Origin of the sequence: Caballeronia sp. GAWG1-1, from assembly GCF_023631465.1 — a bacterium.
Classification (GTDB): Bacteria; Pseudomonadota; Gammaproteobacteria; order Burkholderiales; family Burkholderiaceae; genus Caballeronia.
Genome location: NZ_JALQDB010000029.1, coordinates 163,096 through 184,763, shown reverse-complemented (window position 1 = coordinate 184,763; position 21,668 = coordinate 163,096). Strand labels below are relative to the sequence as shown.

Sequence of the window (21,668 nt, the reverse complement as noted above, 5' to 3'; positions counted from 1 at the left end):
GTTGTTGCGGCGGCTTCAGTTGTCCAGCGCAATACGCACCGTGCGCGCGAGTTCATCGAGCTGAAACGGCTTGCGCAGCGCAGCGAAGCGCTTTTCCTTGATCTTCGATACATCGACGTCCGCATAGCCCGTTGCCAGGATCACCGGCAGATCGGCACGCAGTTCACGCGCTTTCGCGATCACCTCCATGCCGTTCATGCCGGGCATCGCGAAGTCGACCATCATCAGATCGGGATGGTCCAGTGGCAGGCGCTTGAGGCCGTTGGGGCCGTCGCAGGCGTGCGTCACCGAATAGCCGAGCGTCTGCAGACATTCGACGAGCATCTCGCGCACGTCTTCGTCGTCTTCGACCACGAGGATGCGCTTCGCGCCCGATGCGCTGTCCTCGGGTTTGAGCGCAACGTCGGCTTCCTGCAAATCCTTCGCGCCCAGCGGCAACCAGATTTCGACGCTCGTCCCTTTGCCCGGTTCGCTTTCGATACGCGCCACGCCGCCCGCCTGCCGCGCGATGCCGTAGACCTGGCTCAAGCCGAGCCCCGTCCCTTTGCCGACTGGTTTGGTCGTGAAGAACGGGTCGAACACGCGCGACAGCACGCCTGGCTCGATGCCCGAGCCCGAATCGCTCACACGGATGACCACGTAGCGTCCAGCCGTGAAGGTTTCGTCGGGCGCGGGGCGCTCGCCCGCGTGGATCGTGAGGCGCCCGCCGCCGGGCATGGCGTCGCGCGCATTGATCGTGAGATTGAGGACGGCCAGTTCCAGCTGATTGGCATCCGCCTGGGTCCAGAGATCTTCGGAATCGGAGGTCGTGGTGAACGCGATCGACGAGCCGAGCGAGATCGAGATGATGTCGCGCATGCCTTGCAAAAGCGACGCGACGTTGACCGCTTTCAAATCGAGATTGCTGGTGCGCGAAAACGTCAGCAACTGCGCGGTGAGCTTGGCGCCGCGTTCGGTGGCGCGCTTGGTCGTCGCGGCCATTTTGCGCACGCGCTCGTCGCTGCTGATTCGCGCGATCAATTCCGCGTTCGCCATGATGACATTCAGCAGATTGTTGAAATCATGCGCGATGCCGCCCGTCAATTGCCCGAGCGCCTCCATCTTTTGCGACTGCACGAGCACGGCCTGCACCTTGGCGCGCTCGTGGATTTCGCGCATCAGGCGATTATTTGCCGATGCCAGTTCCTGGGTGCGCTCGGCGATACGGCTTTCCAGCGAGTCGTTGAGCCGTTCGAGCGCTTCCTGCGCCTTCGAGCGCGCGATCAGATGCTGCTCCGACTCCGCGAGATGCCGGCGCGCATCGTACTGGCGCGCACGCGCCCGCAGCGACGACATCACCGCGCGGCGCAAGGTCTCCGAATTCAGCGGACGTTCGAGGACGAGCACGTTGCCAAGCCGCTCCAGCATGTCGATACTCGCGGCCGAGCGCCGTTCGGTTGCGCGTCCTGAAAGCAGAATGATGGGAAAGTCGGACCACGCCGGTTGCCGGTCGATCCAGGCAGCGAGCACTTCGCCGTTGTCGCTCTTGAGCGATTCCTCGGTGACGATGGCAGTGCCCGCGCCGCGGTCGAGTTCGGCGGTGAGGCAAACCGAATCGGCGCACGCGAAGCAATCGCGGTCATCGAATGCGAGGACATCGGCGATTACGTCGGCATCGCGGCCGAATGGCGCCACTATCAGAACGCGAAACTCCATGGCGCTAGTTCCCCGAGGAGCCCGCGTGACTGGTGTCGGGAACCAGCATGGCCGTGCCGCCCTTGTACGAAGGCAGGCCGCTCAGAATGCCTTCGAAGTCGCGCAATGCCTCGCCGACGTTCAGCCCGCCCGCGCCCAACTGAAATTGACGAATCGAGCGCTCATGGCCGCTCGCGCGGCTTTTCACGGCGGTCAGCGCCGTCAGCACTTCGCCTTGACGCTCGAAGTAGCGAAACAGCAGGACCACGTCGCTTAGATAACTGATATCCACGTCGCTCTGTATTTCGCCGATGATTCCATGCTGCCCCAGCACCAGCATCGTGATGACGCCGCGCTGGTTCAGATAGGTGAGCAGTTCGTGCATTTGCAGGAGCAGGTAGCGCTCGCCGGGCATCGCTTGCAGATACGCGTTCAGGCTGTCGATGGCAACGTAGCGCGCGTTGCCCTGTTCGACGCTCTGTCGCACGCTGCTCGTAAACTCTCCGGGCGATATTTCGGCGGGATCGACCTGGCGCAAGTTCAGCAAGCCGCTGTCGAGATGCGGCCGCAGATCGATGCCGAGGCTCGTCGAGCGCCGCAAAAGCGTGGTGCGCGTTTCATCGAAGAGATAGTAGACACACGGCTCGCCGCGTTCGAGCGCGGCGAGCAGACACGAGGTCACGGTGGTCGTCTTGCCCACGCCCGACGGCCCGACGATGAGCGTATTGGTGCCTGGCACGAGGCCGCCGCCGAGAAGCGCATCCAGCCCGGCCGTGCCGGTGCTGAGCGGCTTTGCCGAGAAATCGGCGTGATGTTCAGACGCGATCAGACGCGGATAGACTTCAATGCCGCCGGTGTTCAGCTTCATGTCGTGAAAACCTTCGCGAAACTTGATGCCGCGCATCTTCGCAATCCGCAGGCGCCGGCGCTCGCCGCCGTAGTCGTGCACGAGATTGTCGAGGCACAGCACGCCGTGCGCGATGCTGTGCAACTGCAGATCGCCGGGCTCGGACGTGTTGTCGTCGAGCAGCATGACGGTGCAGGCGCGCGTCGCGAAGTAACGCTTCAACGCGAGAATCTGTCTGCGATAACGCAGCGGGTTTTGCGAGAGCATGCGCAACTCGGACAAGCTGTCGAAGACGAGTCGCGCGGGCTTCACTTCATCCACTTGCGCGATGACATCGCGCACGGTTTCGCCCAGTTCCACTTCAGCGGGATGCAGAACGGTCTGCTCGTAACGCGGGTCGAGCCCTTCGTCCGACAGAAGCTCGATGATGGTGAAGCGGTTCGTGTCCCAGCCATGGCTTTCGGCCACGGCGACGAGTTCTTCCTTCGTCTCCGAAAGCGTCACATAAAGACCTGGCTCGCCGACTTCCGCGCCCTTGAGTAAGAACTGCAAGGCGAGAGTCGTTTTGCCCGCACCCGGCGCACCTTCGATCAGATACATGCGATGCGGCGTCAATCCGCCGCCGAGAATGTCGTCGACTCCCTCGATGCCCGTTGGAATGCGGGCGGGCAGGGCTTGCGTGGTTTTTTCTGGCATGTGCTCGCGCTTTCTGTTGTCTGGCCTTTTATCTGGCCTTTCGCGCGAGCAATCGGAAAACATTGGAGAACGCCCGCGCCTCGCGTGGCGGTTGCAAGAAGCGAGCCAGTACACGCCGGCGCTGCGACGTTCGTTAAATTTACCTACTATCCAGCAAATTCCTGTTGCAAAAATCCAAACCAGAGCGACGCTTTTTAAGATTTGGTTGCAATGCAGCATGAAAAGGGTATAGTTAGGGTTATCCCCTAGCTAATTACCCTGATTCTTTACCTGAGAGACGCCATGAAAACCACCGCTCAACAATCTTTGTTCGTTTCGTTCGGTTCGTTCCTGCGCTCGGCGAAGGCAACGGTGCGCCGCGAGTGGAATCGCGCACTGCAATTGCATCTGCAAAACTGCGAGATGCTCGTCGAATCGTATCGCCGCACCAAGTAAGTCGGACAATACCCGGTCAGAGTTTCAAAGCAACGCCCCGGAAGCGAATGGCTCCCGGGGCGTTTGTCTTTTACGAGCGCGTAGCGCATCGCCAGAGCGACAACGGCGCGCCTCCTCACGGAGAGCGCGCCGTTGTCGCATCGGATGGCGACGTCTAGATCGCCCAGCCGCCGAGATAGAACACCGCGAGCACGATCGCGATCGCGACCGTCCCCACGTTCAGCTTGCGATACTCGCCCGCCACGATCCGCCCGATCACCAGCGTGCAGAAGCCAAGCATGATGCCGGTGACGATATTCGCCGACAGCACGATGAACACGGCGCATACGAGCCCGGACATGGAGTCGACGGTATCGTCCATGTGCAGCTTGCTCACGTTGCCGAGCATGAGCAGGCCGACGTACATCAAGGCGGGCGCCGTCGCGTAGGAGGGCACGAGACCGGCGAGCGGCGAAAGGAACATCACCGCGAGAAAGAGCAGGCCGACGACCGTTGCCGCAAGCCCCGTCTTTGCGCCCGCCGCCACGCCCACCGACGATTCGATATACGCCGCCGCCGGTGCACCACCGAAGCATGCGGAGAAGATCGAGCTGAGCGAATCGGCCGTCAGCGCGCGTCCGCCGTTGACGATGCGCCCGTTGGCGTCGATCTGACCCGCCTGGCCCGCGACGGCGCGGATCGTTCCGGTGGCATCGAACACGGCGGTCATCACGAGTGCGAGCACGCTCGGCAGCACGGCCATCGAGAGCGCGCCCTTGATGTCCATCGCGCCGATGAGCGACGCGTGTCCCGGCGTCGCGAGCGAAGGCAGCGCGAACACGCCGTGAAAGCGCACGGACGGATCGAAGATCAGGCCGATAGCCGACAGGCCGACCACCACGAGCAGAATGCCGCCCGGCACGCGCCGGCGTTCCAGCCCGAAAATCGCCGCCAGGCCGAGCACCGACATCAGCACAGGAAACGCGCGGATCGCGCCCAGCGAAACCGGCATGCCCGGCGCGGGATTTTTAACGATCAGGCCGACGTCGTTGGACGCGATCAGCAGCAGAAACAAGCCGATGCCGATGCCCGTGCCATGCGCGACGCCCGTCGGCAGATTGCGCAAGATCCACGAGCGCACGCCAGTCACGGAGATCGCGGTGAAAACGACGCCCATCAGGAACACGGCGCCGAGTGCGATGGCAGGCGAGAGGCCTTTGCCGAGCACGAGACCGAACGCGGTGAATGCGGTTAGCGAGATGGCGCAACCAATCGCGATAGGCAGACGCGCCCATACGCCCATCAGCAGCGAGCCGAACGCGGTCGTGAGGCACACGGCGACGAACACCGCGCTGGTATCGAAACCGGCCTTGCCGAGCATGCCCGGCACGACGAACACGGAGTAGACCATCGCGAGAAAGGTCGTGATGCCCGCGACCACTTCGGTCTTTTCCGTGCTGCCAGCGAGCGATATGCCGAAGTAGCGGTCAAGAAAGCCGCCGCTCGCGGTCGGTGCCGTGTCCTCTCGTTCGATAGGGGAAATGTCGATGTCGCCAAGCTGCTGGGCGGGGGATTCCAACATGAGCTGCTCCTTTATCAGCACGCTGAAACGGTCGACCGTGCGCGCAATCAAGCGCACTGCGGTCCGTCGTCAGGGTCGTCTCGTATTTAGTTCTGGATGTAGCCTCGTGCTCGCCGCTGATGGCTGCACTCGGTCAGGACAAAGACTATGGGAACGCAACGCGAGGTCCAATCCCGTGGAAAACATGCCGCTCATGCCAACATTCTTATATTTCTGAGAGTCCTAAGCTGGCTGGGGCTTCCCGCCAGAACGATAAACGCCGGACTAGGGCAAATGCCTAGGCCGGCGTCGGGGGTGAACGCTTCGTCACGTACGCCCTGACAAACCCATTACTGCATGATTCGCGATACACCGCGTCCGCGCGGGTCGGACATGGGCTCGGGCGTGTCGCCGTTGATGCGGATAGCCTGAATGTCGCCATTGAAGCCTTGCATCGTGAACTTATAGCCCTTGTCTTCGAGCTGCTTCACGACTTCCGGATCGAGCTGATGGAACGGCTCCTGGTAGATCGTGTCCGGCGGCAGCAACTGATGATGAAAACGCGTCGCGCCCACGGCTTCAGGTAGCGGCAAGTTGAAGTCGTAGACGTTCGAGAGCACCTGGAAGATCGACGTGAAAATGCGCGAGCCGCCCGGCGTGCCGATCACCATCGCGACCTTGTCGTCACGCGTGAGGATGGTCGGCGTCATGGAAGACAGCGGCCGCTTCTTCGGCTCGATGGCGTTGGCGTCGCTGCCGACCACGCCGAACATGTTCGGCACGCCCGGCTTGGAAGCGAAGTCGTCCATCTCGTCGTTGAGCACGACGCCCGTGCCTTCGGCGATCACGCCCGAGCCGAAGTAGCCGTTGATGGTGTAGGTGTTCGACACCGCGTTGCCCCATTTGTCGACGACAGAAAAGTGCGTCGTCTCCGCCTTCTCGGGCATCGATGTACCGAGGCCCGGCAGCACGCTCTTCGTATCCGAGGGCTTGTCGGGATTCACTTCCTGTGCGCGTTTCAGGATGTAGTCGTCGTCGGTGAGTTGTGCGACCGGCACCTTGTAGAAGTCGGGATCGCCGAGATATTGCGCACGATCGGCGAAGACGCGTTTCTCGATTTCCGCGACGAGGTGAATGTACTGCGCCGAATCCAGCGGCACGCCTTCGAACTTGTCCTTCAGGTCCGCCTTCATCTTGAGTAACTGCACGAGGCCGACACCGCCCGAACTCGGCGGCGGCGCGGTGATCACGCGATAGCCGTTCCAGCTCGCGACGATGGGTTGCCTCCAGACCGCCTTGTAGTCTTTCAGATCGCGCGACGTGATGAGGCCGTGGCCCGCCATGGAAGTGGCGATCAGCTCGGCCGTTCTGCCTTCGTAGAAGCCCTTGGCGCCCTTGTCGGAGATGCGCTGCAAGGTATCCGCGAGATCGGGCTGCTTGAATACCTGACCCGCCTTCATGCCGCCGAAGTAGAGATCGAAATTCGTCTTGCCGGCGAAATCCTTCGATGCGGCGTCACGCCGGGAAATCAGTTGATCGTCGACGAGAAAGCCGTTTTCCGCATACTTGATGGCGGGCGCGAGCACCTGCTTCCACTTCAGCTTGCCGAAGCGCTTTTGCGCCTGCCACATGCCTTCCACCGTGCCCGGCACGCCGACCGCGCGATGTCCGTAAAGGCTCATGCCCTTGATGACCTCGCCCTTGTCGTCGAGATACATGTTGCGTGTGGCCGTGAGCGGCGCGCGTTCGCGATAGTCGAGGAAGTACGGACGATGATCCACGTACAGCGTCATGAATCCGCCGCCGCCGATATTGCCCGCTTCCGGATAAGTCACCGCGAGCGTGAAGGCGATGGCGACGGCTGCATCGACCGCGTTACCGCCTTGCTTCAGGATTTGCTCGGCGGTGTCGGCGGCGAACTTGTCGGCAACCGCCACGGCCGAGGCGGTGAGGACTTGCGGCTGAGTGTCCGCGGTCTTGGCAACGGCGGGCGTGGTTTCGACGAAACCGGCCGCCAGAAGCGCCGAGGCAACGATGGCGCTCAATGCGAGCGTGCGAAAGCGCGGTTCTCTTTTCGACTGCATCTCCTGCGTTCTCCTTAGGCTTTTCGGGGTTGTAAGCGCTTATACCATGTTCGTGGCGCGCCAAGAAATGGCACGCGCCGCATCATGCGCTCAAGGCATCAACTGACCGCCGTTCACGTCGATGATCTGGCCAGTCACATAGCGCGACATCGCCTCGGAGGCGAGATAGAGGAACGCGCCGCTGCAGTCGTCCGGCTCGCCTATGAAGCCCATCGGAATTGACTTGCGGAAGGATTCGAGCTGTTCCGGCGAGGTGAAGCGCTCCTGAAACGGCGTCTGGATCACGCCGGGCGCGACGGCGTTCACGCGGATGCGATCGCCCATCAGTTCCTTGGCCATGCCCTTGGTGATCGTGCTGACAAAGCCTTTCGACGCCGCATAAAGCAGCGCGCCTGGACCGCCGCCGTTGCGCGCCGCGACTGACGTCACGTTGATGATCGAACCGCCGCCGCCCGAACGCAGCGAGGGCAGCGCCGCGCGCGTGAATGCAACCACCGAGCGCGCATTGATATGCATGACTTCGTCGAAGAGTTCGTCGGTAACGTCGCCGATCGGCTCGCGCTTGACGAGGCTTCCCGCGTTGTTGATGAGCACGTCGATCTTGCCGAAGGCTTCGACCGTCGCGGCGACGGCGGCATCGATGGCCTTCGAATCGCGCACGTCCGCACCCACGGTAACGGCTGAGACCCCCAGCGCGCGCACGTCGCTCGCGACTTGCTCGGCTTGGTCCTTCGAGCTGTTGTAGTGCACCGCGACATTCGCGCCGTATTGGCCGAACGCACGCGCCGCCGCCGCGCCGATACCCGTGCTCGCGCCGGTGATGAGGATCGATTTGCCTTTCAGATCGTGCATGAGTGCTCCAGTGTGGTTGTTTTATGAACGGGACAGGTTGCGCCAGCCAAGAGTATACGGAGCATTCGCGGGCGGCGTCGGGCGGCGCGCAAGCCGCGCCCAAACCGGCCGCAAACAGTGGCAACATGTTCATCTGCTCACGTCGAAGTGAAACCAGGAGACGCACATGAACGCACAAGTCGATCCCATCCCCGCCGACCGTCAGGGCGTGATCCCGTACATCGCGGTGGCGGGCGGCGTGACGGCCATCGAGTTCTATACGAAGGTGTTCGGCGCTACCGAGATCTACCGGCTCGAACAGCCGGGCGGGCGCATCGGGCATGCGGAGTTGTCTATCGGCGGCAAGGTCGTCTATCTGTGCGACGAATTTCCGGAGATGGATGTGAAAGGCCCGCTCTCCGTAGGCGGCAGCCCGGTGATGCTGCATCTCTATGTCGATGACGTCGATGCCGTCGCCCAGCGCGCGGTGGACCAGGGCGCGACCATTCTGCGCGCGGTCGAAGACCAGTTCTATGGCGATCGCGGCGGCAAGATTCGCGATCCGTATGGGCATGTGTGGTGGATCGCGACTCACCGCGAAGATGTGTCGCCGGAGGAGATGCAGCGGAGGGCGGAGGCGTTGTTTGGCGGGGCGTGATTCTTCAACGCCCATCTGACGCGCTTACGATACGCGCGACGAGTCGGCTCGCGTGGAGCACGCGTCCGTCGGAACGACGCGCCGTGATGAATTCGCCAGCTAAGAAGCGCGCTTGTCAGCGCGAGCGCCGCGAAGAATTCACTACGCATCGAAACGCGGGTGAACCGCGCGCCACGCTCGAACGAAGCCGCTACGCATCGAACGAATACGTCTCGACCACGCGCCGCACCGATTCCCTGAACGACGCGACGAGATCCGAACGAATGCCGCTGCCCGGATAAGACAGCGCGTATTCATATTCGATATCGGTTTCGAACGGCCGCACGACCACGCCGTGCGAGCGCCAGACCTTGGCCGCGAACGGCTCGACGATCGACACGCCCAGACCGCCCGCGACCATCGCGTAGCGCGTGTGGGCAGTGTCGGTGAGCACGGTGTAGCGCGGCCTTTCTTCGGTCGCCGAAATGAGCGATTGCTCCGCCTCGTAAGGCTGCCGCGCATTGGGCAGCCAGCCGATCAGCTTCTCGCCGCGCAAGTCGTCCGGACGGATGATGTTCTTCGCAGCGAGCCTGTGCGACGCGGGCATGGCGCAAAGCGCACGCGCTTTCAGCAAGGTCTCGACTTCAATGCCTGCCACCGCGGGAAATGCCTGACTCAAGGCAACATCGGCGGTGTGATTTTGCAGGCTGACGAGCACCTCGGGCACCTTCACCGAATCCACCTTGATCGGCACGCCCGGATGACGCTCCGTGAAGTCGGCAAGCACGGGCGGCAACAACGTGGTGGCCAACACCGGCATGCAGGCGACGGTCAGGCCGTCCGAGGCTTCGTCGCGGATCATCTGCGCGACCTGTTTCAGGCGCTCCAGTCCCAGGAAGTTTTCCTCGACGGACTTATAGAAGCGCAGGCCCGCGTTGGTCGGATTCAGACGGCCGCCGATACGGCTGAAGAGGCTGAAGCCGAGATCGGCTTCGAGATCGGCAATCAGGCGGCTGATGGCCGGTTGCGTCACATGGAGTTTGCGGGCGGCGCCGACGCTGGTGCCCGTCATGATGAGGCTACGGAATGCCTCGATCTGGCGAAAACGAATCATTTTGGGGACGGCTTTGTCAAGCGGCTCTGGTAGTGCAGTTTCGGTACTGCGAGGACGCAGATCTTATAGGAAACAATGCTTTACTGCCTTTTCGCTGCGCTTTGACGCATGCCGACCGTGTGTGTTTTGCCAACAATTCGCACGAGTATTCGAAAAATTTAGTCACTATAACCACATGTGAGTGGCATCCGTCTTATTGATACGAAATACTCGCCGCCAACCTAGAAGCGCGATGAAAGGCCCGGCGTAAGCCAAAGGCTGGCCGCGGCGCGCGGGGGCAGTGCTTTGGGCTCTACGAATCTAGCCATGATGATTCGTTGAGCCAATTGTTTAGTGCAGCCGAACTAAACGACCGGCGCAACAGCAACGATAACCAAGACAACGAGACAAGAAGGAAAACGCAATGCGCACGACCTCACTTACGCCCAAATACACTCTCGCGATGCTCGCGGCGCTGGCCTTCACGATGTCGGCGCACGCTGCCATCGTGCCGTCGGGCGTTACGCTTGCCGCCAAGCAGGAACTGGTGCGCAATAACGGCTCCGAAGTCGAAACGCTCGACCCCGCGCTGGTCGAAACGGTCGTGGCGGCGAACGTCACGCGCGACCTGTTCGAGAGCCTCACCGCCGCCAACGCGGACGGCACCGTGGTGCCGGGCGTGGCCGAAAAGTGGGAGCAGAAGGACGCGACAACCTGGCTCTTCCATCTGCGCAAGAACGCCCGTTGGTCCAATGGCGAGGCTGTCAGTGCAAACGATTTCGTGTACGGCTGGCAGCGTTTCATCGACCCGAAGACGGCATCTTCTTATGCGAGCGTGTTCGGGCCGTTTCTCCTGAATGGCGCCGAGATCGTCGCGGGCAAGAAGCCGGCTAGCGCGCTCGGCGTGCGCGCCATCGACACCTATACGATCGAAGTCAAGACGGCCGGCCTCGTGCCGTTCCTCCCGGAACTGATGTCGAATCAGAACTTTGCCCCGGTGTATCGCGCGGGCGTCGAGAAATATGGGAAAGACTGGACCAAGCCGGGCAAGCTCGTGAGCAACGGCGCGTTTCAGTTGAAGGACTGGCAGGTCAACAGCAAGCTCGTGCTGACAAAGAACGCGAGTTACTGGGACAAGGAACATGTGCAGCTGACGCAAGTGACCTATCTGCCCGTCGAGGACGAAAACACGGACGTGAAGCTCTTCCAGTCGGGCGATAACGACATGACTTATCAGATTCCGACTGGCACGTTTGCCAAGTATCGCCAGCAGTTTCCGAACGACATTCGCAATTCGCTGATCCTCGGCACGCGCTATTACAGCTTCAACAATCGCGATCCGCTCCTGAAGGACGTGCGCGTGCGCAAGGCCTTGTCGATGGTGATCGACCGCGATCTGCTCGCGCAGCGCGTGACCGCCGACGGCCAGACGCCCATGTACGGGCTGATGCCCAAGGGCGTGCAGGGCGCGGATGTATCGGCATATGACTGGTCTGCCTGGCCGATGTCCAAGCGCGTCGAGGAAGCGAAGAAACTGCTCGAACAAGCCGGCGTGAAACCCGGCACGAAGCTGCGTTTCGCCATGAACACGAGCGACTACAACAAGAAAATGGCGATTTTCGCGGCGTCGGAATGGAAGACCAAGCTCGGCCTCGACACGCAGATCGAATCGATGGAATTCAAGGTTCTGGTCAAGAAGCGTCACGAGGGCGACTATCAGATCGCGCGCAATGGCTGGGTCGCCGACTACAACGACGCCACCACGTTCCTCACGCTCGTGCAGTGCAAGTCCGAGCAGAACGACAACTTCAATTGCAATCCGAAGGCCGACGCGCTCGCGCAGCAAGCCAGCGAGACGACCGATCAGGCGAAGCGCACGCAGTTGCAGACGCAGGCGGCGAAACTCGTGATGGAGGATTATCCGTTCCTGCCGCTCCTGCAATACGGCCTGCCGCGACTGGTGAAGAGCTACGTAGGCGGCTATTCGCTCAAGAATCCGATGGATCACTACGGCAGCAAGGACCTCTACATCGTCAAGCACTGAGATACCTATGTGGTCTTATACATTGCGGCGCGTGCTGCTCACGCTGCCTACGCTTCTCATCGTGATCACGGTGTGCTATTTGCTGCTGCACGCCACGCCCGGTGGTCCGTTCGACGGCGAGCGCAAGGTTTCCGCCGAAGTGCTCGCGAATCTGCAGGCGAAGTATCACCTCGGCGAGCCGTTGTGGAAGCAGTACCTGCTGTATCTCGACAGCTTGTTGCACGGCGACCTGGGCGCCTCGTTCCGCTATGCCGACTGGAGCGTGAACGAACTCGTGCTGCGCGCCTTGCCGGTGTCGCTCTCCATCGGCGGCGTGTCGATGCTGCTCGCCATCATTATCGGCGTCGCCTTCGGCGTGGCGGCGGCGCTTCGGCGCAACAGCATGATCGATTACGCGCTCATGTTCGTGAGCAACGCGGGCAACGCGTTTCCCTCGTTCGTGATCGGGCCGGTACTGATCCTCGTGTTCGCCATTGCGCTGAAATGGCTTCCCGCGGGCGGCTGGAACGACTTTCAGATGCGCTACATGGTGCTGCCCATCGCGCTGCTCGTGATGATCAACGTCGCCACCGTGGGCCGTGTGACGCGTGCGAGTCTCATCGAAGTGATGAACACGCAGTACATCCGCACCGCGCGCGCGAAGGGCTTGCCCATGCGCACCATCGTGCTTCGCCATGCGATGAAGCCCACGCTCATTCCAGTCGTCTCGGTGCTCGGTCCGCTCGCGATTTCATCGATCACGGCGGCGGTCGTGACGGAGTCCGTGTTCTCGTTGCCGGGCATCGGCAAGCTGATCGTGAACGGCGCGGCCAACCGCGATTACACACTGGTGCTGGGACTCGTCGTGCTCGTCACGGTGGTGGCCGTGCTGCTCAACCTTCTGGTCGACCTCGCCTATGCGTGGCTCGATCCGAAGATCCGTTACTAAAGGGCGCCCAATGAAATCCGTATCTTTAGCGCCGCTCTTGGAACAGGCCGTCGCGGGCCGAAGCCCCTGGCAGGACGCTCGCGCGCGCTTCGTGCGCAACAAGGCGGCGGTGGTCAGTCTCGCGTTGCTCGCGGTCATCACGCTTATCTGCATAGTCGGACCGTGGTTCTTGCCGAATCAGTTCGATTCCGCCGACTGGAACGCCATGAGCGCCGCGCCCACGTTCGAAAACTGGCACCTCTTCGGCACCGATGAAACCGGGCGCGATCTGCTCGTGCGCTGTCTCATCGGCGGACGCGTGTCGCTCGTGATCGGCGCGCTCGCCACGTTGACATCGGTCACGCTCGGCATCGTGTGGGGCGCGCTGGCGGGATTCATCGGCGGGAAGATCGATAACGCGATGATGCGTTTCGTCGACATGATGTACGCCATTCCGTACCTGCTGATCGCCATTCTCATGGTCACGCTGCTCGGCCGCGAGTTCTATCTCGTCGTGCTCACCATCACCGTGTTCTCGTGGATGGACATGGCGCGCGTGGTACGCGGCCAGACGCTCGCTATTCGCTCGAAGGAATACGTGGAAGCGGCGCGCGCCATCGGCGTGCCGACCTCGCGCATCATCGTGCGGCATGTGGTGCCGAATCTGCTCGGCATCGTCGCGATCTATACCACCGTCACGGTGCCCGGCGTCATTCTCACCGAATCCGTGCTGTCGTTTCTCGGGCTCGGCGTGCAGGAACCGATGACGAGCTGGGGCGTGCTGATTCAGGACGGCGTAGGGGTGATGGAAACCTCGCCGTGGATTTTGCTGTGTCCGGCGGCGCTGCTTTCGATCACGCTCTATTGCATCAACTTCGTCGGCGACGGTTTGCGCGACGCACTCGATCCGAAGGACAGGTGAGTCATGCCGCTACTTCATGTCAGCGATCTTCAGGTCGAGTTCAAGACCAACGACGCCACCGTGCGCGCGGTCAACGGCGTGAACTTCACGCTGGAAGCGGGCGAAACGCTCGGTATCGTCGGCGAATCGGGTTCGGGCAAGAGCCAGAGCGTGCTCGCCATGCTTGGGCTGCTTGCATCGAACGGACGCGCAAGCGGGCAGGCGCTGTATCGCGGGGAAAATTTGCTCGGGCTGTCGGGCAAGGCGCTGAACCGCATTCGCGGCAACCGTCTCTCGATGATCTTTCAGGACCCGATGAGTTCGCTCAATCCGTACCTGAGCATCGAACGGCAGATGACCGAAGTGCTCGAACTGCACAAGAACATGACGCGCCGCGCGGCGAAAAAGCGTGCCATCGGCATGCTCGAAGCGGTACGCATCCCGGAAGCGGCGCATCGTATCGGACAATATCCGCATGAGTTGTCGGGCGGCATGCGTCAGCGCGTGATGATCGCCATGGCGCTGCTCTGCGAGCCCGAAGTGCTTTTCGCCGATGAACCGACCACCGCGCTCGACGTCACCGTGCAGGCGCAAGTGCTGCAATTGCTGCGCGATCTGCAGCGCGACTTCGGCACGTCGATCGTGTTGATCACGCACGACCTCGGCGTGGTGGCCGGTCTCTGCGAAAAGGTCATGGTGATGTACGGCGGCCGCGTGATGGAGCAGTGCGATGCGAGCACGCTGTTCGCAAAGCCGTCGCATCCGTACACCATCGGGCTCTTGCGCGCGCTGCCGCGTCTCGACAAGAGCGGCGGCGAACTGACCGGCATTCCGGGCAATCCGCCGAACATGGCGCATCCGCCCGCGGGCTGCCCGTTTCACGAACGATGCGCGCATGCCGCCGAAGACTGCGTGCAGCACGTGCCCGCGTTGCGGCCGGTCGATGGCGTGCACTGGCTGCGCGCCTGCCATCGTTCCGCCGAAGACATGATCACCCGCTATCAGGAGGCGAGCCATGTCTGATGCATCGGCCCCGACGATACTTTCCGTGCGCGATGTCCGCGTGCATTTTCAGGTGAAGTCGAAGAAGCGCTTGCCGTGGGCGCCGTCGCGCACGCTCAAGGCCGTCGACGGCGTGAGCTTCGATCTGAAGGCGGGCGAAACGCTCGGCGTGGTCGGCGAATCGGGCTGCGGCAAGTCCACGCTCTCGCGCGCCATTCTCAACCTCATTCCCGCGACCGCTGGCGATATCGTGTGGATGGGCGCGCCATTGCGCGAAGCATCGACGCGCGAATGGCATCGCGTACGCGGCGACGTGCAGATGATCTTTCAGGACCCGCTGGCATCGCTCGATCCGCGCATGACGGTCGGGCAGATCATCGCGGAGCCTTTGCTCGAACATCGGCCGGGCATGAGCCGGCACGAGATCGACGTTAAGGTGCGCGCGTTGATGTCGAAGGTGGGTCTGCGCGAACAGATGATCAACCGCTATCCGCACGAGTTTTCGGGCGGGCAGTGTCAGCGCATCGGCATTGCGCGCGCGCTGATCGTCGAGCCGAAACTCGTGATCTGCGACGAGCCGGTGTCCGCGCTCGATGTCTCCATCCAGGCGCAAATCGTCAATTTGCTGAAGTCGCTTCAGAAGGAGATGAAGCTCTCGCTGATCTTCATCGCGCACGATCTCGCCGTGGTGCGCCATATCTCCGACCGCGTGATGGTGATGTACCTCGGCCGCGTAATGGAGCTTGCCGACAAACACGCACTTTATGAAACGCCGCGCCATCCGTACACGCGCGCGCTGCTTTCGGCCGTGCCGGTGCCGGACCCGTCGGTCGAGCGCGCCAAGGTCGTGCAGATTCTTTCCGGCGATATTCCGAGCCCGATCGACCCGCCATCGGGCTGCGTGTTTCATACGCGCTGTCCCATGGCCGAGTCGCGTTGTTCGCTGGAGACGCCCACGTTGCGCGCGTTGGCGGAGGGATCCTCCGCCGCCTGCTTCTTTGCTTGATTTACATCTAAACACGTCGAATAGAGGAACCCGGAAACTCGCCCTAAAGCACTATCAATTTCGCTCGCGCGCAGCATGGCGCGTCTTCTGTTCGCCCTAGCCGTTTGCCACGTTCGTCCCGACCGTTTGTATCGCCGGACGTGGCTTTTCGCATCCGTTCGTTTCGGAATCCTTCATGGATTTCGATGGAGCAATCAACAGGTTGAGTCAGTAGTTGGAGATACTTTTCATGAAAAAACAAAAACGTTCCCTCGCGCTTTCTATTTTGCTTTTCAGCGGCTTCATGGCCGCTTCGGTCGCGTCCTACGGGCAACAAGCCCCGGCACCGACCGACGATACCGACCCGCCGTCGCGGCACACCGAGGCGCCGCCTTCATCGCCGCCCAATACCGAGGCAGATGCGCCCGTGAGCAATCAGGCGAAATCGAAAGGGCTGATCGAAGACTCGCATCTGAACTTGCTCACGCGCTCTTACACCGAGCATTTCGAAGCGAAGGGCGCGGAGAGGAAGGACGCGTGGGTGCTCGGCGAGCAAGCGGTATTCGAATCGGGTTACACGCGCGGTCTCGTCGGTCTGGGTTTCGATCTGACGATGTTCGGCGCGCTCAAGCTCAACGGCGGCAGCGGCGCGGGCAACCGCGTGCGAATTGGTGCGCCGGGCGAAGCGGGGCGCACGCAACTCGCGTGGGCGTATCCCGGCGTGTGGGACGTGAAGGCGCGTGTTTCGAACACCGTGTTCAAATACGGCCAGCAACTCTTCGATAACCCGTTCCTCGTGCCGCACGACAATCGCGCGCTGCCGCCGACATATCGCGGCTTCTCGCTTGCCAGCGACGAGATCAAGAACCTGACCTTGAAGGCCGGTACCGTGGATGGCGTGATCGCGCGCGGCATGGCGAGCGTTACGAGCCTGACCACCGAGTACGGCGGAACGCACATGTCGCAGTTCACGTATTTCGGCGGCGACTGGACCCATGGCGACGATACCGCCGTCACGCTCTACGGCAGCGTCGCGAACAACGTGTGGCAGCAGTACTACCTCTCGGCGACGCAAAGTATCGGCGACCCGAAAACCGTGCGCTGGACCGGCGCGCTGAACTACTACTACACGGGCGCGATCGGCGACAAGCGCCAAGGCTCGATCAACAACAACGCGTACAGCCTGGCGCTTGCCGGCACGCACGGCGCGCATACGCTTCAATTCGCATTTCAGCAGATTGCAAGCGATCAGTTCTTCGACTACGTGGGCCAATCCGCGGGCGACTATCTCTCGAATTCGCTGGATGTCGACTACAACGCGCCGCACGAAAAGTCCGTGAGTCTGTCGTATTCGCTCAACATGAAGGAGTACGGCGTGCCCGGCCTGAAGTTCACGCTGTGGGGCGCGTATGGCTGGGACGCGGATGCGACAGCCATGGCCAACCAATATGCCAACCCGGATAGCAGCCAGCACGGGCTTTACTGGAAGGACGGGCAGCCGGTGCATGGCACGCACTATGAAATTGGCGTGATACCGAGCTATACGGTGCCGGACGGCAAGTTCAAGAACACGTCGGTCAAGTTCTACTACATGCACCATCACGGCAGCCAATACTATTCGGACGGAACGAGCGACGTGTATCGACTCATGGTCAACGTCCCAGTGAACGTGTTCTGACGCGAAGCGAGAATCCTACAAAATCTTCTCTTTACATTACGTATAGCTTTCATATATAAAGAGAGTGCGTGTTGCGGATTGCCATGTCTCGCCCACGCCCATCGCCCGGCAGCCTCGTGACTGCCGGGCTTTTTTTCGTTCGTTCAACGCGCGGCGGTTAGCTTTCATGCGCTTACGGTATGCATTGTCCTAAGTGAAAACCCCGCCGTTTCTTTCGCTTGACTTACTTGATATATCAAATACTGTGTATATGCGATGGCGGTCGAAGCGTCATCGCAGGAGGCGCCGCTCGGCGTCCGATTACACAAGGCAAGGAGACATGCATGGGAACCGACCGGATGGATCGCGAGAAGGAGACGTCGCGCCTGGCGTCGCCGTGGGTGCAGTTGGTGTTCGGCGTGATTTGCATGGCGATGATCGCCAACATGCAGTACGGGTGGACGCTCTTCGTCAATCCGATCGACGAGAAGTATCACTGGGGCCGCGCGTCGATTCAGGTCGCGTTCACTATCTTCGTGGTTACCGAGACGTGGCTCGTGCCCGTGGAGGGGTATCTCGTCGACAAATACGGTCCGCGTCCTGTCGTCGTGTGCGGCGGCTTGCTGTGCGCGATTGCCTGGGCGATCAACTCGGTGGCGTCGTCACTGCCGCTCTTGTACTTCGCGGCGGCGGTGGGCGGCATCGGCGCGGGCGCGGTGTATGGAACATGCGTCGGTAACGCGCTCAAGTGGTTCCCCGAGCGACGCGGCCTCGCGGCGGGCATCACGGCGGCGGGCTTCGGCATGGGGTCGGCCGCGACTGTCGTGCCGATTGCGCACATGATCAAGTCGAGCGGATACGAAGCCACGTTCCTATGGTTCGGACTCGGTCAGGGACTCGTGGTGTTCCTGCTCGGCATGGCGCTTTACGCGCCGCCCGCGCAGATGCTCGCCGCGGTCAAGAGCAAGTTGAAGCGCGCCGTCTACAACGCGAGCCCGAAGCAGGTGTTGAGTTCGCCGATCTTCTGGGTGATGTACATCATGTTCGTGATGATGGCCGCCGGCGGATTGATGGCAACCGCGCAACTCGGGCCAATCGCGAAGGACTTCGGGTTGCACGATTCGCCGGTGTCGCTGCTCGGCCTGACGTTGCCGGCGCTGACTTTTGCGCTGACCATCGACCGCGTGCTCAATGGCTTGACTCGACCGTTTTTCGGTTGGGTATCGGACCGTATCGGACGCGAGAACACCATGTTCATCGCCTTTGCGATCGAAGCGGTGGGCATCGTCGCGTTATCGCGATACGGGCAGAGTCCGGTGGCGTTCGTGGTGCTGACGGGTATCGTGTTCTTCGCGTGGGGGGAAATCTACAGCCTCTTTCCCGCGACATGTGGCGATACCTTCGGCCCGAAGTTCGCGGCCACCAATGCCGGCTTGCTGTACACGGCGAAGGGAACGGCTGCGTTGCTGGTGCCGTTCTCGAGCGTGATCACATCGATGACGGGAAGCTGGCACGCGGTCTTCATGCTGGCGGCGGGCATGGCGGCAATATCCGCGCTGCTCGCGCTGTTCGTACTCAAGCCGATGCGCAATGCCCATTCGCAGAGGCATGCGCACGCGGCGGGGTTGGAGATGGGGTATTCGCCGGTGAAGGAGTAGAGCGCAAGGCGCGGGCGGGTGGCGTTAGGCGTCGCCCGTCTCGTCTCGTTGGCGCTTTATCGCATGGTGCATCAGCATGGCGGCGACGGCTTCGGGTGCCTCTCGAAGAAGCGAATGAAGCGCCAAGTCGGCGCACCCGCGCCGACGCTAGAACCGCATGCCCATGTTGCACATGCCGAAGCCAATGCCATTGGTGGCGAAGCCGGCGCATCCCAGAATGCCGCATCCGCCAAGCGCGGATAAGACTGCGAAAACCGCGGCGGCGGCAAGAAAAGTACGAACCTGCTTCATGATGTCGAAACGGAATAAACGTGGCGCCGCGATTGTCGCTCAATGGTTAGGCACGTTTGTCACAAAGCGTGAATGCCGAATGAATCACGCTTAACCGCCAGGACATCGCTCAATGCGGAATCGGCAGCTTGACCGGATCGCCGTCGCCTGCCACCGCAAAGACCAGCAGCTTCGCCGGCTTGGTCGCGCTCGCATTCTTCGATACGAGGTGATGCGCGCCGGGCGGCTCGTACCACGATTCGCCCGGCCCGTAGGTCTTCGCGGAGGACCCTTCGAGTTGTGACGTGACATGACCTTCCAGCACATACGCGAAGATCGAGCCGGGGTGCATATGCGCCTCGGATGCCTGCCCCGGCTTATACGAGACAGTCGCCATCAGCACGTTCTTGCCCGCGATCTCGGGAATCGCCTGCTTCATCACGGGCGTGACGACTTCCGCGGCTGCATCGTGCGCGAACACCCTGGACGCGCTCAACGCCAGCGCCGCCGTCAACATCATGATCTTGCGAAGGTTCATGGTTTTTACCTCACGCGGGAATCTTGCGGAACGCGATCGAAAAGCGGTTCCAGCTATTGATCGCGGCGATGAGAAGCGTCAGATCGACGATTTCCTCGTCGCTGAAATGCGGCTTCACGGCGGTCCAGACGGCATCGGGTACGTGCTCCTCGGACACGAGCGTGAGCGCCTCGGTCCATTCCAGCGCGGCACGTTCGCGGTCGGTGAAGAACGGCGTTTCGCGCCAGACGACGACCGTCGCCAGCCGGCGATCCGTTTCGCCGCCCTTGCGCGCGTCGGTGGTATGCATGTCGACGCAAAACGCGCAGCCGTTGATCTGCGATGCGCGCAGGCGCACCAGCTCGGTCAGCGATTTCTCGAGTCCGCATTTGGCGATGCGCTCTTCGACACCAACGAGCGCCTTGATCGCGGCGGGGCTGGCTTTGTAGAAGTCGAGACGTGATTCCATGATGATTTCCTCTTCGCTTGGGGTTTGAAAGAGCGTCCTGGGTGACGCAACAGATGTAGATTAGTCGCCGGATTGGTTTTATGAAATGGCCGATTTTTGGTAATTTCAGGTGACCAGCGCCGGATGAAAAAAAGCCCGAGACGATGAGTCGCGGGCTCGATGACAGCGCTCATTCCAGCGCGGAAGCCGGTCCGAAAAACTCGTAGCGGCTCTGCGCATCCGGCACGCCGAGCGTCTTCAGATGCTTTTTCACCGCCTTCATGAAAGGCTTCGGCCCGAGAAAATAGGCATCGACGTCGCGAGTCACGGGCAGCCATCGCGCGAGCAGGGTTTCATCAACGAAACCCGTGCCGTGCGCTTCCTGGTCGCCATCGCGCTGCTGTTCATAGCAGTAGAAACGCTTCAGTTGCGGATGCTGCGCCGCCAGCTCATCCACCACCTCGCGAAACGCATGCACGCCGCCGTGGCGCGCCGAATGAATGAAGTGCACCGGTCGATTCGGATTGGCGACGAGCGCGGCATGCAGCATGGCAAGCGTCGGCGTGATCCCGACGCCACCGCTGATCAGCACGAGCGGCTTCTCGTTATGTTCGAGCCTGAAGTCGCCAGCGGGCGGATAAAGCTCGATGACATCGTTTTCACGTACGTTCGCATGCAGAAAACCGGACACGCGGCCGTTCGCTTCGCGCTTTACGCTGATGCGGTACTCGCGACCATTCGGCGCGGCGGACAGCGAGTAGTTGCGGCGCATTTCTTCGCCATCGATATAAACGCGCAGCCCGATGTATTGACCCGGATGAAAGTCGAGCAGGGCGCCGCCATCTTCGGGCACGAGATAGAACGACACGATCTCCTCGCTCTCCGCGACCTTGCGCGTAACCACGAATCGCCGCGTGCCGCGCCAGCCCCCCGGCGCCTTCTCGCGTTCGCTGTACATGCCTTCTTCCAAGTCGATCAAAAGATCCGCGAGTTGCCGATACGCGGCGGACCATGCCTCGATCACGGCATCGGTGGCGATTTCCTCGCCGAGCACTTCACGGATCGACCTGAGCAGGCAGCGTCCCACGATCGGATAATGTTCCGCGCGGATATCGAGCGCGACGTGCTTATTGATGATCTGCCCGACGAGTCCGCCGAGCTGTTCCAGTTGGTCGATGTGCCGCGCGTACATCAAGACGCCGTTGGCAAGGGCACGCTGCTGCGCGCCGCTCGCCTGATGCGCCTGGTTGAACATCGGACGCACTTCGGGATTCTCGTCGATGAGCATTTTGTAGAAGTGCGTGGTGAGCGCCTCGCCGCCGCTTTCCAGAAGCGGCACGGTGGCTTTGACGATGGCGCGGTGTTCGGGTGACAGCATGGTCGGAGTCCTCGTTCCAGGGCGAAGCAGGGAGCGCTTCGTCTCGCAATTTGCAATACAGGTT

Annotated in this window: 18 protein-coding genes; 9 read left to right on the top strand and 9 right to left on the bottom strand. The window is 61.6% G+C overall.

The window, feature by feature from the left end; all coding sequences use genetic code 11:
• Positions 1 to 15: 15 nt before the first annotated feature.
• A complete protein-coding gene (locus NCT03_RS18865; RefSeq protein ID WP_250467170.1) occupies positions 16 to 1,695 on the bottom strand; it encodes a response regulator in 1,680 nt (559 codons plus the stop codon).
• Positions 1,696 to 1,699: 4 nt separating this feature from the next.
• Positions 1,700 to 3,217 carry an ATPase domain-containing protein gene (locus tag NCT03_RS18860; RefSeq protein ID WP_250493459.1) on the bottom strand — a complete coding sequence of 506 codons (1,518 nt, stop codon included), beginning with the start codon at positions 3,215 to 3,217 and terminating at the stop codon, positions 1,700 to 1,702.
• A gap of 282 nt (positions 3,218 to 3,499) precedes the next feature.
• On the opposite strand from NCT03_RS18860, the gene NCT03_RS18855 reads away from it, so the two are divergent.
• The gene (locus tag NCT03_RS18855) at positions 3,500 to 3,652 is read left to right on the top strand and encodes a hypothetical protein (protein WP_244829554.1); all 153 of its coding nucleotides are present in this window, start codon (positions 3,500 to 3,502) and stop codon (positions 3,650 to 3,652) included.
• Positions 3,653 to 3,806: 154 nt separating this feature from the next.
• On the opposite strand, the gene NCT03_RS18850 is transcribed toward NCT03_RS18855, so the two are convergent.
• The 3 genes from NCT03_RS18850 to NCT03_RS18840 all read right to left on the bottom strand — a co-directional run bounded on the left by NCT03_RS18850 (position 3,807) and on the right by NCT03_RS18840 (position 8,128).
• Positions 3,807 to 5,213, bottom strand: coding sequence for an NCS2 family permease (locus NCT03_RS18850; protein ID WP_244829561.1), 1,407 nt, complete (start codon positions 5,211 to 5,213; stop codon positions 3,807 to 3,809).
• 329 nt (positions 5,214 to 5,542) lie between these two features.
• Positions 5,543 to 7,276, bottom strand: a complete 1,734-nt coding sequence (gene ggt, locus NCT03_RS18845) for a gamma-glutamyltransferase (protein ID WP_250493458.1) — start codon at positions 7,274 to 7,276, stop codon at positions 5,543 to 5,545.
• 90 nt (positions 7,277 to 7,366) lie between these two features.
• Entirely contained in the window at positions 7,367 to 8,128 is a 762-nt protein-coding gene (locus NCT03_RS18840) for an SDR family NAD(P)-dependent oxidoreductase (RefSeq protein WP_250493457.1), read from the bottom strand.
• 166 nt (positions 8,129 to 8,294) lie between these two features.
• Here NCT03_RS18840 and NCT03_RS18835 point away from each other — a divergent pair, with 166 nt between their 5' ends.
• On the top strand, positions 8,295 to 8,765 hold the full coding sequence (locus NCT03_RS18835) for a VOC family protein (protein WP_250493456.1): 471 nt from the start codon (positions 8,295 to 8,297) through the stop codon (positions 8,763 to 8,765).
• Between the two features lie 190 nt (positions 8,766 to 8,955).
• Here the strand turns inward: NCT03_RS18835 and NCT03_RS18830 are convergent, their stop codons facing one another.
• A complete protein-coding gene (locus NCT03_RS18830; protein WP_250493455.1) occupies positions 8,956 to 9,858 on the bottom strand; it encodes a LysR substrate-binding domain-containing protein in 903 nt (300 codons plus the stop codon).
• Between the two features lie 403 nt (positions 9,859 to 10,261).
• Here NCT03_RS18830 and NCT03_RS18825 point away from each other — a divergent pair, with 403 nt between their 5' ends.
• From NCT03_RS18825 to oxlT, 7 genes are all read left to right on the top strand, one after another.
• Positions 10,262 to 11,881, top strand: coding sequence for a peptide ABC transporter substrate-binding protein (locus tag NCT03_RS18825; RefSeq protein WP_250493454.1), 1,620 nt, complete (start codon positions 10,262 to 10,264; stop codon positions 11,879 to 11,881).
• 7 nt (positions 11,882 to 11,888) lie between these two features.
• Positions 11,889 to 12,809, top strand: coding sequence for an oligopeptide ABC transporter permease OppB (oppB, locus tag NCT03_RS18820; RefSeq protein ID WP_244829572.1), 921 nt, complete (start codon positions 11,889 to 11,891; stop codon positions 12,807 to 12,809).
• A gap of 10 nt (positions 12,810 to 12,819) precedes the next feature.
• Complete coding sequence (locus NCT03_RS18815; RefSeq protein WP_250493453.1) at positions 12,820 to 13,710, top strand: ABC transporter permease subunit; 891 nt, start codon at positions 12,820 to 12,822, stop codon at positions 13,708 to 13,710.
• 3 nt (positions 13,711 to 13,713) lie between these two features.
• Positions 13,714 to 14,712 carry an ABC transporter ATP-binding protein gene (locus NCT03_RS18810; protein ID WP_250493452.1) on the top strand — a complete coding sequence of 333 codons (999 nt, stop codon included), beginning with the start codon at positions 13,714 to 13,716 and terminating at the stop codon, positions 14,710 to 14,712.
• A complete protein-coding gene (gene oppF / locus NCT03_RS18805) occupies positions 14,705 to 15,697 on the top strand; it encodes a murein tripeptide/oligopeptide ABC transporter ATP binding protein OppF (RefSeq protein WP_250493451.1) in 993 nt (330 codons plus the stop codon). Before NCT03_RS18810 ends, oppF begins: the two co-directional genes overlap by 8 nt.
• A gap of 229 nt (positions 15,698 to 15,926) precedes the next feature.
• On the top strand, positions 15,927 to 17,354 hold the full coding sequence (locus NCT03_RS18800) for an OprD family outer membrane porin (RefSeq protein ID WP_250493450.1): 1,428 nt from the start codon (positions 15,927 to 15,929) through the stop codon (positions 17,352 to 17,354).
• Between the two features lie 323 nt (positions 17,355 to 17,677).
• On the top strand, positions 17,678 to 18,991 hold the full coding sequence (gene oxlT / locus NCT03_RS18795; protein ID WP_250493449.1) for an oxalate/formate MFS antiporter: 1,314 nt from the start codon (positions 17,678 to 17,680) through the stop codon (positions 18,989 to 18,991).
• Between the two features lie 400 nt (positions 18,992 to 19,391).
• Here oxlT and NCT03_RS18790 read toward each other — a convergent pair whose 3' ends face one another.
• The 3 genes from NCT03_RS18790 to hmpA form a co-directional block, all read right to left on the bottom strand.
• The gene (locus NCT03_RS18790) at positions 19,392 to 19,799 is read right to left on the bottom strand and encodes a cupin domain-containing protein (RefSeq protein WP_244829591.1); all 408 of its coding nucleotides are present in this window, start codon (positions 19,797 to 19,799) and stop codon (positions 19,392 to 19,394) included.
• A 10-nt stretch (positions 19,800 to 19,809) separates the two neighbouring features.
• Positions 19,810 to 20,247: a carboxymuconolactone decarboxylase family protein gene (locus NCT03_RS18785; RefSeq protein WP_244829592.1), complete on the bottom strand. Its 438-nt coding sequence runs from the start codon at positions 20,245 to 20,247 to the stop codon at positions 19,810 to 19,812.
• 169 nt (positions 20,248 to 20,416) lie between these two features.
• Positions 20,417 to 21,604, bottom strand: a complete 1,188-nt coding sequence (hmpA, locus tag NCT03_RS18780; protein WP_250493448.1) for an NO-inducible flavohemoprotein — start codon at positions 21,602 to 21,604, stop codon at positions 20,417 to 20,419.
• Positions 21,605 to 21,668: the final 64 nt, after the last annotated feature.